Source organism: Pseudomonas sp. NY15356 (genome assembly GCF_048068175.1).
Lineage (GTDB): Bacteria > Pseudomonadota > Gammaproteobacteria > Pseudomonadales > Pseudomonadaceae > Aquipseudomonas > Aquipseudomonas putida_K.
The window spans coordinates 27782-40565 of the sequence record NZ_JBLUPW010000025.1 but is presented as its reverse complement, the minus strand read 5'-3'; the positions used below and the strand labels follow the sequence as shown (position 1 = coordinate 40565).

Below are 12784 nucleotides of genomic sequence, written 5' to 3'. Positions count from 1 at the left end.
GAGGTCTTGCGATGAAGTTACGCGGTCTGTACGCGATCACCGACAGCCAGCTGCTCGCCGGTCGCTTCCTGTCCCATGTCGAGGCGGCCTTGGACGGCGGCGTGTGCCTGCTGCAGTACCGCGACAAGAGCGATGACGCAGCCCGCCGCCTGCGCGAAGCCGAAGCGTTGGCGAAGCTCTGCGAGCGCTACGGTACCCAGTTGGTCATCAATGACGACGCCGAGCTGGCCGCACGTCTGGGCGTCGGCGTACACCTGGGCCAGACCGATGGCCCCCTGACCCCGGCCCGCGCCCTGCTCGGCCGTGACGCCATCATCGGCTCCACCTGCCACGCCCAGCTCGAACTGGCCGAGCAGGCCGCCGCCGAAGGCGCCAGCTACGTGGCCTTCGGCCGATTCTTCAACTCCGTGACCAAACCCGGTGCACCGGCCGCCGACCTCGCCCTGCTGGGCCAAGCCCGCGCCCGCGTGCAACTGCCGATCGCCGTGATCGGCGGCATCACCCTCGACAACGCCGCCCCGCTGGTCGCCCAAGGCGCCGACCTGCTGGCGGTGATCCATGGCCTGTTCGGTGCCGACAGCGCGCAGGAAGTCACCCGTCGCGCCCGCGCCTTCAACGCCTTGTTCGCTTCCTGATTCGAGAGAAATCCCATGTCCCGTTCCGAATCCCTGTTCGCCCAAGCCCAAAAGCACATCCCCGGCGGCGTGAACTCGCCCGTGCGTGCCTTCCGCAGCGTCGGCGGCACCCCGCTGTTCTTCAAGCATGCCGAAGGCGCCTATGTCATCGATGAAGACGACAAACGCTACGTCGACTACGTCGGCTCCTGGGGCCCGATGATCCTCGGCCATAGCCACCCGGACGTCCTTGCGTCGGTGCGCAAGCAGCTGGAGCACGGGCTGTCCTACGGCGCCCCGACCGCCATGGAAACCGAGATGGCCGACCTGGTCTGCTCGATCGTGCCGTCCATGGAAATGGTGCGCATGGTCAGCTCCGGTACCGAGGCGACCATGAGCGCCATCCGCCTGGCCCGTGGCTATACCGGCCGCGATGCGATCATCAAGTTCGAAGGCTGCTACCACGGCCACTCCGACAGCCTGCTGGTCAAGGCCGGTTCCGGCCTGCTGACCCAGGGCGTGCCGAGCTCCGCCGGCGTGCCGGCGGACTTCGCCAAGCACACCCTGACCCTGCCGTTCAACGACATCGCGGCGGTGGAGAAAACCCTGTCGGAGGTCGGCCAGACGGTAGCCTGCATCATCGTCGAGCCGGTGGCCGGCAACATGAACTGCGTACCGCCGGCGCCAGGCTTCCTCGAGGGCCTGCGCGAACAATGCGACAAGCACGGCGTGGTGCTGATCTTCGATGAAGTGATGACCGGTTTCCGCGTGTCCCTCGGTGGCGCCCAGGGCCATTACGGCATCAAGCCGGACCTGTCGACCTTCGGCAAGATCGTCGGTGGCGGCATGCCGGTCGGCTGCTTCGGCGGCAAGCGCGAGATCATGGAGTGCATCGCCCCGCTTGGCCCGGTCTACCAGGCCGGTACCCTGTCGGGTAACCCGCTGGCCATGGCCGCGGGCCTGACCACGCTCAAGCTGATCAGCCGCCCGGGCTTCCACGATGAAGTGACCGCCTACACCAGCCGCATGCTCGACGGCCTGCAGCAGCGCGCCGATGCCGCTGGCGTTCCGTTCGTCACCACCCAGGCGGGCGCCATGTTCGGCCTGTATTTCAGCGGTGCCGACGACATCGTCACCTTCGACGACGTGATGGCCAGCGATGTCGAACGCTTCAAGCGCTTCTTCCATCTGATGCTCGAGGGCGGCGTGTACCTGGCGCCGAGCGCGTTCGAGGCCGGCTTCACCTCCATCGCCCATGGCGATGCCGAGCTGAAGATCACCCTGGATGCAGCCGAGCGCGCCTTCGCAGCCCTGAAATAAGGGTTGTCTGCACGGCCCCCTTCGCGGGCAACCACGCTCCCACAAGCCCATCATCAACGCTGTGGGAGCGGGTTCACCCGCGAAGGGGCCGGTTCACGCCGGCTTTGTGACGCCTGTCACACCCCCAACCTCTGGATGACCCAGCTTCACCTATACAGAAAATCGAGTAAAACTTTGTAAGGTAGGCGCTGCTTATCCCATAATGTGCCACCAGAGACATTGGCCGCAGCTTTGCAGAGGTAAGTCGATCCCCATGAACCGCACCGGCCGAGCCCTTACCCTGGGCTGCCTGCTGCTTCTTCAGCCCCTGCTGGCCCTGGCGGAGGGCGGCAACTCGTTGCTCATTCCAGCGACGGGACGCTGCACCCTCAATACCCAGCCAGAGGACCTGGAGAATGCCCTGAAGGCGTGCGAGCGGACGGCAGAATCGGGGGATGCCCAGGCACAGTACGAACTGGGCGAGTTCTACTACAGTGGCAACCAGGCCCCCAAGGACCTGAAAAAAGCCGTCAACTGGTTCGAGAAGGCCTCGCTGCAAGGCCAAGCCCAGGCCCAATACCGCCTGGGTGCCATGTTCTTCCATGGCGAAGGGGTCCCGGCCAACAATGTGCAGGCCTATATCCTGCTGAAGATGGCCGCGGTCAATGGCGATGAAGACGCCCTGGACATGGCCGACGAAGTCACCGAGCAGATGCCCCGCGACGAACTCGAGCATGCCACCCAGGTGCTTGGCCAGATCTTCCGCAAATACCTGTTGGAATTGCAGAACGCCGAAGGGCGTACGCCGTTCTCTCCCCTGCCCTGACAGGCCGCCTATTTCTCCGGCATCGGCATCGGGAACGGCATCACGTTGCCGCCCCCCTTGGCCTCGCTGATCTTCGCGGTACCCAGGCGCTCCACCTCGTCGATACGCACGATCGAATGCATCGGCACGAAGCTGCGTACCACGCCTTCGAACTGCGCCTTGAGCTTTTCTTCGCTGGGGTCGACCACCACCTGGGAGCGCTCGCCGAAGACGAATTCCTCGATCTCCAGGAACCCCCACAGGTCGCTCTGGTAGATCTGCTTGGCGTACATCTCGAAAACCTGGCCCTGGTTCAGGAAGATCACTTTGTAGATAGCGGGTTCGCGTTTGCTCATGATCGAAAGAAACGACACAAAGATAGGAAAAGGCCGGCATCATAGCAGACCGCCTGGCCTGTTAAGCCCCCGCCCCGGTCTCTATAATGTGCGGTCCTTCCAGCACCCGCAGCAGATGATTCGCCATGGCCAAGAAGCTCTACATTGAAACCCACGGTTGCCAGATGAACGAGTACGACAGCTCGCGCATGGTCGACCTGCTGGGCGAATACCAGGCCCTGGAAGTGACCGAGCACCCCGATGATGCCGATGTCATCCTGCTCAACACCTGCTCGATCCGCGAAAAGGCCCAGGACCAGGTGTACTCCAAGCTCGGCCGCTGGCGCGCCCTGAAGGACCGCAACCCGGACATGGTCATCGCCGTCGGCGGCTGCGTCGCCAGCCAGGAAGGCGAGGCGCTGCGCAAGCGGGCGCCTTATGTCGACGTGGTGTTCGGCCCGCAGACCCTGCACCGCCTGCCCGAGATGATCGACGCCGCCCGCAGCACCCGCCTGCCGCAGGTCGACGTGTCGTTCCCGGAAATCGAGAAGTTCGATCACCTCCCCGAGCCCCGCATCGACGGGCCGACCGCGTTCGTCTCGGTCATGGAAGGCTGCAGCAAGTACTGCACTTTCTGCGTGGTGCCCTACACCCGCGGCACCGAAGTCAGCCGGCCGTTCGACGACGTGCTGGCCGAGGTGATCCACCTGGCCGAGAACGGCGTGCGGGAGATCACCTTGCTTGGCCAGAACGTCAACGGCTACCGCGGCCTGACCCACGACGGGCGCCTGGCCGACCTGGCCGAGCTGATCCGCGTCGTGGCCGCGGTGGACGGCATCGAGCGGATCCGCTACACCACCTCGCACCCGCTGGAGTTCTCCGACAGCCTGATCCAGGCCCATGCCGAGGTCCCGCAGTTGGTCAAGCACCTGCACTTGCCGGTGCAGGCCGGCTCCGACCGGGTGCTGGCGGCCATGAAGCGCAACCACACGATCCTCGAATACAAGTCCAAGCTGCGCAAGCTCAAGGCCGCGGTACCGGACATCTGCATCAGTTCGGACTTCATCGTCGGCTTCCCCGGCGAGACCGAAAAGGACTTCGAGCAGACCATGAAGCTGGTGGCGGAGGTCGGCTTCGACTTCTCCTTCTCGTTCGTCTACAGCGCCCGCCCAGGCACCCCGGCGGCGGAGCTGGCGGACGACACGCCCGAAGACGTGAAGAAGCAGCGCCTGCAACGGCTGCAGCACCGCATCGACCAGCAGGGGTTCGAGATCAGCCGACGCATGGTCGGCAGCATCCAGCGCATTCTGGTCACCGACTTCTCCAAGCGCGACCCGGGCAAGCTGCAGGGGCGCACCGAGAATAATCGAATCGTCAACTTCCATTGCGACAATCCTGCACTGATCGGCCAGTTGGTGGATGTACGGATCGAAGAGGCCAAGCCGCATTCGTTGGTCGGCTCGTTGGTTCAATGATGATCGGTGGCTGGCCTTTTCGCGGGTGAACCCGCTCCCACCGAATGGCGGTGAACCTCGTGGGAGCGGGTTTACCCGCGAATGCGCCACCAGATACCTGTCCCTTGATCGTTTCAGTGCTTTCACCACCGCCCTTCAAGGGTTATTCTTGAGTTCACATCCATTGCCGTCGAGCGGCTAAAAACGACCTTGAACGCACCCATACAACCCCATCGCTTCATCCTCGAGCCCTTCGAGGCCCACCGCTTCGCCAACCTGTGCGGCCAGTTCGACGAGCACCTGCGCCTGATCGAACAGCGCCTGGCCATCGAAATCCGCAACCGTGGCAATCAGTTCGAACTGATCGGCGAGCCCAAGACCACCTCGGCTGCCGAACAGCTGCTGCGCCGCCTCTATCGCGAAGCCAAGGCCTCCGAGCTGTCACCGGAAACCGTCCACCTGTACCTGCAGGAGTCGACCGTCGAGACCCTCGACAACCCGGCCGTCAACGAAGTCAGCGTCTCGCTGCGCACGCGCAAGGGCAATATCCGCCCGCGCGGTGTCAACCAGCAGCGCTACGTGAAGGAAATCCTGGCCAACGACATCAACTTCGGCATCGGCCCCGCCGGTACCGGCAAGACGTACCTGGCCGTGGCCTGCGCCGTGGATGCCCTGGAGCGCGAACAAGTGCGCCGCATCCTGCTGGTACGCCCGGCCGTCGAGGCGGGCGAGAAGCTCGGCTTCCTGCCTGGCGACCTGGCGCAGAAGATCGACCCGTACCTGCGTCCGCTGTACGACGCCCTCTACGAGATGCTCGGCTTCGAACATGTGGCCAAGCTGATCGAACGCCAAGTGATCGAAATCGCTCCGCTGGCCTACATGCGTGGCCGCACCCTGAACAACAGCTTCATCATCCTCGACGAAAGCCAGAACACCACTCTCGAGCAGATGAAGATGTTCCTCACCCGCATCGGCTTCGGCTCGACCGCAGTGATCACCGGCGACATCACCCAGGTCGACCTGCCACGTGGCACCAAGTCGGGCCTGGCCCATGTGATCGAGGTGCTCAAGGACGTGCCGGGCATCAGCTTCACCCACTTCCAGCCCAAGGACGTGGTTCGCCACCCCTTGGTGCAACGCATCGTCGAAGCCTACGACCGCTTCGACGCCCGCCAGGCCAAGCCCGAGGCACCCGCCCAAGATGCTTGAACTCGACCTGCAACGGGCCACGGATGCCGCTGCCCCTGATGACGCCGCCTTCCGCCGCTGGTGCGAGCTGGCCCTGCGCCAGCGCAGTGCCGACTCGGAAATGACCATTCGCCTGGTCGATGAGGCCGAAGGCCGCGAGCTCAACAACACCTACCGGCACAAGGACTACGCGACCAACGTGCTGTCGTTCCCGGCCGATGTCCCCGACGAGCTGCTCGACATCCCGCTGCTGGGTGACCTGGTCATCTGCGTGCCGGTGGTCGAGCGCGAAGCCGCCGAACAGGGCAAGGCCCTCGAGGCGCACTGGGCGCACCTGGTCATCCATGGCTGCCTGCACCTGCTCGGCTACGATCACATCGAAGATGACGAAGCCGAGGAAATGGAAGCCCTGGAACGAACCTTGCTGGCGGAACTGGGTCATCCCGACCCGTACGCCGATGACGAAATCACTCCTCCCGCGACAAAGGATCACGAGTAACCGCCATGAGCGAAGACCGATCGAGCAATGGGCAGAAGTCCTGGCTGGGTAAACTGACCCAGGCTTTTGCCCATGAGCCGAAAAACCGCCAGGAGCTCCTCGAGCTGCTGCGCGAAGCCCATCAGAACAAGCTGCTCGACAGCGAAGCGCTGACCATCGTCGAAGGCGCCATCCAGGTCGCCGACCTGCAGGTGCGCGACATCATGGTGCCGCGCTCGCAGATGATCAGCATCAAGGCCAGCCAGTCGCCACGCGAATTCCTGCCGGCGGTGATCGACGCCGCGCACTCGCGCTACCCGGTGATCGGCGAGAGCCATGACGATGTGCTCGGGATCCTCCTGGCCAAGGACCTGCTGCCGTTGATCCTCAAGGAGAACGGTGACAGCTTCAACATCAAGGACCTGCTGCGCCCCGCCACCTTCGTGCCGGAGTCCAAGCGCTTGAACGTGCTGCTGCGCGAGTTCCGCGCCAACCACAACCACATGGCCGTGGTCATCGACGAATATGGCGGCGTAGCCGGCCTGGTGACCATCGAGGACGTGCTGGAGCAGATCGTCGGCGACATCGAGGACGAACACGACGTCGAGGAAGACAGCTACATCAAGCCGCTGCCCAGCGGTGACTTCCTGATCAAGGCCCTGACACCTATCGAGAACTTCAACGAGTTCTTCGACTGCGAGTTCTCCGACGACGAATTCGACACCGTCGGCGGCCTGGTGATGAGTGCTTTCGGCCACCTGCCCAAGCGCAACGAGACCACCGAGATCGGCACCTACAAGTTCCGTATTCTCAACGCCGACAGCCGGCGGATACACTTGCTGCGCCTGACCCCGATCACCCGTTAAGGACAAACATGCGTTGGATCACCCGCCCCGGCTGGCCCGGTAACCTGCTGGCCCTGGCGGCTGGCGCATCGACCCTCCTGGCCCTGGCGCCGTTCGACATCTGGCCGCTGGCGCTGCTGTCCATCGCCCTGCTCTACCTCGGCCTGCGTGAGCTCAGCCCACGCCAGGCCATGTGGCGTGGCTGGTGGTTCGGCTTCGGCCTGTACGGCGCCGGCACCTGGTGGATCTATGTCAGTATGAACACCTACGGCGGCGCCTCGCCGCTGCTGGCGGTGGGGCTGCTGCTGGCGTTCTTCGCTGCCCTGGCCTGGTTCTTCGCCCTGCCCACCTGGCTGTGGGCGCGCTGGCTGCGGCGCAACGAGGCGCCGCTGGCCGACGCCCTGTGCTTCGCGGCCCTGTGGCTGCTGCAAGAAGCCTTCCGCGGCTGGTTCCTGACCGGTTTTCCCTGGTTGTACGCCGGCTACAGCCAGCTCGACGGCCCACTCGCAGGCCTGGCACCACTTGGGGGCGTATGGCTGGTTTCCTTTGTTCTGGCATTGAGCGCGGCGCTGCTGTGCAACCTGCCCCGCTTGCGCGCACGCCCATCGTTCCTGGCAGCGGGCGTGGTACTGCTGGTGGCGCCCTGGGGCGTCGGCCTGGCCCTCAAAAACCACGCCTGGACCATACCCTCCGGCGACCCACTGAAGGTCGCCGCCTTGCAGGGTAACGTCGAGCAGGACCTGAAATGGGACCCGGCGCACATCGACGCACAACTGACGCTGTACCGCGACATGAGTTTCACCTCCAAGCCCGTGGACCTCCTGGTGTGGCCGGAAACCGCCGTGCCGGTGCTCAAAGACCAGGCCCAGGGCTACATCGATGTGATGGGGCGCTTTGCCGCCGACCGCCATTCGGCGCTGATCACCGGCGTACCGGTGCGTGAAGTGGTGCATCATCAGCGCCGCTATTACAACGGCATCACCGTAACCGGCGAAGGCGACGGCACCTACCTCAAGCAGAAGCTGGTGCCGTTCGGCGAGTACGTACCGCTGCAGGACATGCTCCGTGGGCTGATCGAATTCTTCAACCTACCCATGTCGGACTTCGCCCGCGGCCCGTCGGACCAGCCGCTGTTGCAGGCCAAGGGCTACCAGGTTGCGCCGTTCATCTGCTACGAGGTGGTGTACCCCGAGTTCGCCGCAGGCCTGGCAGCGCGTAGCGACCTGTTGCTGACCATCAGCAACGATACCTGGTTCGGCACCTCGATCGGCCCTCTGCAACACCTGCAGATGGCCCAGATGCGTGCCCTGGAAGCAGGCCGCTGGATGATCCGCGCCACCAACAACGGCGTGACTGCGCTGATCGACCCGTTCGGCAGGATCACCGCGCAGATTCCGCAATTCCAGCAGGCGGTCCTCTATGGGGAAGTGGTGCCGATGCAACAGCTGACCCCCTACCTGCAATGGCGCTCGTGGCCGCTGGCGATCGTCTGCGCCCTGTTGCTGGGCTGGTCGCTGCTGGCAAGCCGGATCGCCAAGACAGTCTAAGTTTTCCTGCCCCGGCCTCATCGCGGGACAAGCCCGCTCCCACAGGATCTCCACAGCCCTTGAGGTTTGTGCGTACCTGTAGGAGCGGGCTCGTCCCGCGATGAGGCCGGTCCAGCAGCAGAAAGCATCAATAGAACAACCGATACCCCACCAACCCCACCGCCTCGTTGAGTAACTGCCCACTGCGCCAAACCGCCCGGCTATCGGGCAGCAAGCCGGCGAACGGCTGGGCATGGTCGCCACCGAGGAACCCCACCGGCGCCGTCACCACCTCGAACCCCGCCCGCTCGAAGCTCCACCGCGCACGCGGCATGTGCCAGGCCTGGGTCACCAGCACCACCCGACGGACGCCCTGGGGCTGCAGCAGCCGCGCACTGAACTGGGCATTCTCCCAGGTGGTGCGGCTGGCCTCCTCCTTCCAACGCACGGCAACGCCGAAGTCCGCCTGCAATCGGTCAGCCATCAGTTGCGCCTCGCTCGGCGGCGTCCCGTAGTGCAGCCCGCCACTGATCGCCAGCGGCACCCCCGAGGCCTTGGCCAGCTGCGCGGCATAGCGCATGCGCTCCAGGGCCGTGCCGGTCGGTTGGTCCTGGCCGCCCCAGGCCGGGTCGCCACGCTCACGGCCGGCGCCCAGCACGACGATGGCATCGGCACGCTCGGCCAGGGCCGGCCATTGCGCCGGCAGCAGCGGCGCTTCGGTTTCCAGTTGCCGGGCAGCCTGCTCCACCACCAGGGGCAGGCTCATCAGCCACAGGCCGCCCAGGCCCAGGGCGAAGCAGGCCGCCGCCAGGCGCGGGCGTCGCGTGCGCAGCCACCAGGCGGCCAGCAGCAGCAGGAACAGCATGCCAGGCGGCAGCAACCATTGTTTGATGAAGTAGCGAAGCGGCATGCACAGACCTCCCATGAAGGCGTGCAGCCTAAGAGGATCGACGCCGGGCAACAAGTGTGTGTCCGACGCCGATCATGAGCAGTTGTAAGAAAGAACCGGCGCACGACGGTCTGCGCCTGGAACCCAGAACGGCTAGCGGGGCAGCGTCCGGGATCTTGCCGTGATGGCAGGGCGTTTCTTGTCCTTGAGCCAGACGATCTTCGCCGAAGTCGGCTCCGGTGGCGGGTAGGCCCCGGTACTGGCAAAGCGACCTTCCGGGAGGGTTTCCAGGTAGGCCTTGATCACTTCGAACTCGGCATGGCTCAGGCCACGCAGTTCCAGTTCGGCTGGCATCTCGTCGCGTAATCGTACGGAGGTCCTGGCCACTTCCAGAGCCAGGCCCAGGCGGTCGATCAAGCGTTCGTATAGCTCCGGTTTGATTGCGGGTAGCTGCGACTCTCCCATCCGTTCACCTCATTGAAGATAAGAATATCTCCCCCACAGATGAGCTTAGCGTCACTGCAAAAAGCAGCCGGATGCCGCGACCAACGGCCCGTGGGCCGCATTCAGGGTTTCCCACGATACGCGACGCTCATGTATGCTACGGCGTTCACTCTACCGACACCGGAGTGCCGGACGCAGCGAGGTTCCGCTGCGGAAAACAGGGTCCCTACCTCTCTCAGCACAAAGTAGCCATGCACGAACAATACACGCCCCGTGAAATAGAAGCCGCCGCCCAGACCTTCTGGGACGAGCAACAATCGTTCGCTGTCACCGAACAGCCAGGCAAGGACACCTACTACTGCCTGTCGATGTTCCCGTACCCGAGCGGCAAGCTACACATGGGTCACGTGCGCAACTACACCATCGGCGATGTGATCGCCCGCTACCAGCGCATGCAGGGCAAGAACGTGCTCCAGCCGATGGGTTGGGACGCCTTCGGCATGCCGGCGGAAAACGCCGCGATGAAGAACAACGTCGCCCCGGCCAAGTGGACGTACGAGAACATCGACTACATGAAGTCCCAGCTCAAGAGCCTGGGCCTGGCGATCGACTGGTCCCGTGAAGTCACCACCTGCAAGCCGGACTACTACCGCTGGGAGCAGTGGCTGTTCACCCGCCTGTTCGAGAAGGGTGTCATCTACCGCAAGAACGGCACCGTCAACTGGGACCCGGTCGACCAGACCGTCCTGGCCAACGAACAGGTCATCGACGGCCGTGGCTGGCGTTCGGGCGCGCTGATCGAGAAGCGCGAAATCCCGATGTACTACTTCCGCATCACCGACTACGCCGACGAGCTGCTGGAAAGCCTCGACGAGCTGCCGGGCTGGCCTGAGCAGGTCAAGACCATGCAGCGCAACTGGATCGGCAAGTCGCGCGGCATGGAAGTGCAGTTCCCCTACGACCAAGCGAGCATCGGCCACGAAGGCGCCCTGAAGGTCTTCACCACCCGCCCGGACACCCTGATGGGTGCCACCTACGTCGCCGTCGCCGCCGAGCACCCGCTGGCCACCCAGGCTGCCCAGGGCAACCCGGCGCTGCAGGCGTTCATCGACGAATGCAAGAGCGGCAGCGTCGCCGAGGCCGACATGGCCACCCAGGAGAAGAAGGGCATGCCCACTTCCCTGTTCGTCCAGCACCCACTGACCGGCGAAAAGCTGCCGGTCTGGGTCGCCAACTATGTGTTGATGCACTATGGCGATGGCGCCGTGATGGCAGTCCCGGCCCATGACGAGCGCGACTTCGAGTTCGCCCACAAGTACAACCTGCCGGTCAAGGCAGTGGTACGCACCAGCGCGGGCGACGAGGTCGGCAGCGAATGGCAGGCCGCCTACGGCGAGCATGGCCAACTGATCAACTCCGGCGAATTCGACGGCCTGGACTTCCAGGGCGCGTTCGACGCCATCGAAGCCGCACTGATCCGCAAGGAACTCGGCCAGTCGCGCACCCAGTTCCGCCTGCGCGACTGGGGCATCAGCCGCCAGCGCTACTGGGGCTGCCCGATCCCGATCATCCACTGCCCGTCCTGCGGCGACGTGCCGGTGCCAGAAGACCAACTGCCGGTCAAATTGCCCGAGGATGTGGTGCCGGACGGCGCCGGCTCGCCCCTGGCGCGCATGCCCGAATTCTACGAATGCACCTGCCCGAAATGCGGCGCTGCGGCCAAGCGTGAAACCGACACCATGGACACCTTCGTCGAGTCGTCCTGGTACTTCGCCCGCTATGCTTCGCCAAACTACGAAGGTGGCATGGTCGACCCGAAGGCGGCCAACCACTGGCTGCCGGTGGACCAGTACATCGGCGGTATCGAGCACGCCATCCTGCACCTGCTGTATGCGCGCTTCTTCCACAAGCTGATGCGCGACGAAGGCCTGGTCACCTCCAACGAGCCGTTCAAGAACCTGCTCACCCAGGGCATGGTCGTCGCCGAGACCTACTACCGCACCGCCAGCAACGGCGGCAAGGACTGGTTCAACCCAGCCGACGTCGAGGTCGAGCGTGACGCCAAGGCCAAGATCATCGGCGCCCGCCTGAAGACCGACGGCCTGCCGGTGGAAATCGGTGGCACCGAGAAGATGTCCAAGTCCAAGAACAACGGCGTCGACCCGCAGGCCATGATCGACGCCTACGGCGCCGACACCTGCCGCCTGTTCATGATGTTCGCCTCGCCGCCCGACATGAGCCTGGAATGGTCCGACTCCGGCGTCGAGGGTGCCAGCCGCTTCCTGCGCCGTGTCTGGCGCCTGGCCCAGGCCCATGTTGCCCAGGGCCTGCCGGGCAAGCTGGATGTCGCTTCGCTGGACGACGCGCAGAAGACCATTCGCCGCGCCATCCATGCCGCGATCAAGCAAGCCAGCACCGACGTGGGCCAGTTCCACAAGTTCAACACCGCCATCGCCCAGGTGATGACCGTGATGAACGTGCTGGAAAAAGCCCCGCAAGCCACCGAACAGGACCGTGCCCTGCTGCAGGAAGGCCTGGAGGCCGTCACCCTGCTGCTGGCCCCGATCACCCCGCACATCAGCCATGCGCTGTGGCAGCACCTGGGCCACGACCAGGCGGTGATCGATGCCACCTGGCCGAGCGTCGACGAAAGCGCCCTGGTACAGGACAGCATCACCCTGGTGGTCCAGGTCAACGGCAAGCTGCGCGGCCAGGTTGAAATGCCCGCCGGCGCCAGCCGTGAAGAGATCGAAGCCGCCGCTCGCAGCAACGAAAACGTCCTGCGCTTCATCGATGGCCTGACCATCCGCAAGGTCATCGTCGTGCCGGGCAAGCTGGTCAACATCGTCGCCAACTGATGGCAACGCCCACCCGCACACGGCGCGGGTGGGCGGAACAGGCCCACAA

General features: G+C 64.6%; 12 protein-coding genes. 9 read left to right on the top strand and 3 right to left on the bottom strand.

The annotated features are described in order from the left end of the window. Window positions 1–11 precede the first annotated feature (11 nt). The 3 genes from thiE (at window position 12) to ACNFCI_RS18520 (ending at window position 2739) form a co-directional block, all read left to right on the top strand. Window positions 12–635, top strand: a complete 624-nt coding sequence (thiE, locus tag ACNFCI_RS18530) for a thiamine phosphate synthase (protein WP_324817534.1) — start codon at window positions 12–14, stop codon at window positions 633–635. 15 nt (window positions 636–650) lie between these two features. After that, window positions 651–1934, top strand: a complete 1284-nt coding sequence (hemL, locus tag ACNFCI_RS18525; RefSeq protein WP_368830152.1) for a glutamate-1-semialdehyde 2,1-aminomutase — start codon at window positions 651–653, stop codon at window positions 1932–1934. Between the two features lie 253 nt (window positions 1935–2187). Beyond that, window positions 2188–2739, top strand: coding sequence for a tetratricopeptide repeat protein (locus tag ACNFCI_RS18520; RefSeq protein WP_084855534.1), 552 nt, complete (start codon window positions 2188–2190; stop codon window positions 2737–2739). Between the two features lie 8 nt (window positions 2740–2747). On the opposite strand, the gene ACNFCI_RS18515 is transcribed toward ACNFCI_RS18520, so the two are convergent. Continuing rightward, window positions 2748–3074, bottom strand: coding sequence for a DUF1820 family protein (locus ACNFCI_RS18515; protein ID WP_084855572.1), 327 nt, complete (start codon window positions 3072–3074; stop codon window positions 2748–2750). A 125-nt stretch (window positions 3075–3199) separates the two neighbouring features. On the opposite strand from ACNFCI_RS18515, the gene miaB reads away from it, so the two are divergent. The 5 genes from miaB to lnt all read left to right on the top strand — a co-directional run bounded on the left by miaB (window position 3200) and on the right by lnt (window position 8565). Next, the gene (gene miaB / locus ACNFCI_RS18510; protein WP_084855535.1) at window positions 3200–4528 is read left to right on the top strand and encodes a tRNA (N6-isopentenyl adenosine(37)-C2)-methylthiotransferase MiaB; all 1329 of its coding nucleotides are present in this window, start codon (window positions 3200–3202) and stop codon (window positions 4526–4528) included. Window positions 4529–4717: 189 nt separating this feature from the next. Then, window positions 4718–5716: a PhoH family protein gene (locus ACNFCI_RS18505; protein ID WP_084855536.1), complete on the top strand. Its 999-nt coding sequence runs from the start codon at window positions 4718–4720 to the stop codon at window positions 5714–5716. After that, on the top strand, window positions 5709–6194 hold the full coding sequence (gene ybeY / locus ACNFCI_RS18500) for an rRNA maturation RNase YbeY (RefSeq protein ID WP_084855537.1): 486 nt from the start codon (window positions 5709–5711) through the stop codon (window positions 6192–6194). Before ACNFCI_RS18505 ends, ybeY begins: the two co-directional genes overlap by 8 nt. A 5-nt stretch (window positions 6195–6199) precedes the next feature. Next, complete coding sequence (locus ACNFCI_RS18495) at window positions 6200–7039, top strand: HlyC/CorC family transporter (protein ID WP_084855538.1); 840 nt, start codon at window positions 6200–6202, stop codon at window positions 7037–7039. An 8-nt stretch (window positions 7040–7047) separates the two neighbouring features. Further along, complete coding sequence (gene lnt, locus ACNFCI_RS18490; protein WP_084855539.1) at window positions 7048–8565, top strand: apolipoprotein N-acyltransferase; 1518 nt, start codon at window positions 7048–7050, stop codon at window positions 8563–8565. Between the two features lie 127 nt (window positions 8566–8692). Here lnt and ACNFCI_RS18485 read toward each other — a convergent pair whose 3' ends face one another. Next, the gene (locus tag ACNFCI_RS18485) at window positions 8693–9454 is read right to left on the bottom strand and encodes a YdcF family protein (RefSeq protein WP_084855540.1); all 762 of its coding nucleotides are present in this window, start codon (window positions 9452–9454) and stop codon (window positions 8693–8695) included. A gap of 132 nt (window positions 9455–9586) precedes the next feature. Further along, window positions 9587–9898 (bottom strand): hypothetical protein, encoded by a 312-nt coding sequence (locus tag ACNFCI_RS18480; RefSeq protein ID WP_084855541.1) that lies wholly within the window; start codon window positions 9896–9898, stop codon window positions 9587–9589. A 230-nt stretch (window positions 9899–10128) separates the two neighbouring features. On the opposite strand from ACNFCI_RS18480, the gene leuS reads away from it, so the two are divergent. Continuing rightward, window positions 10129–12735, top strand: coding sequence for a leucine--tRNA ligase (gene leuS, locus ACNFCI_RS18475; RefSeq protein ID WP_368830151.1), 2607 nt, complete (start codon window positions 10129–10131; stop codon window positions 12733–12735). Window positions 12736–12784: the final 49 nt, after the last annotated feature.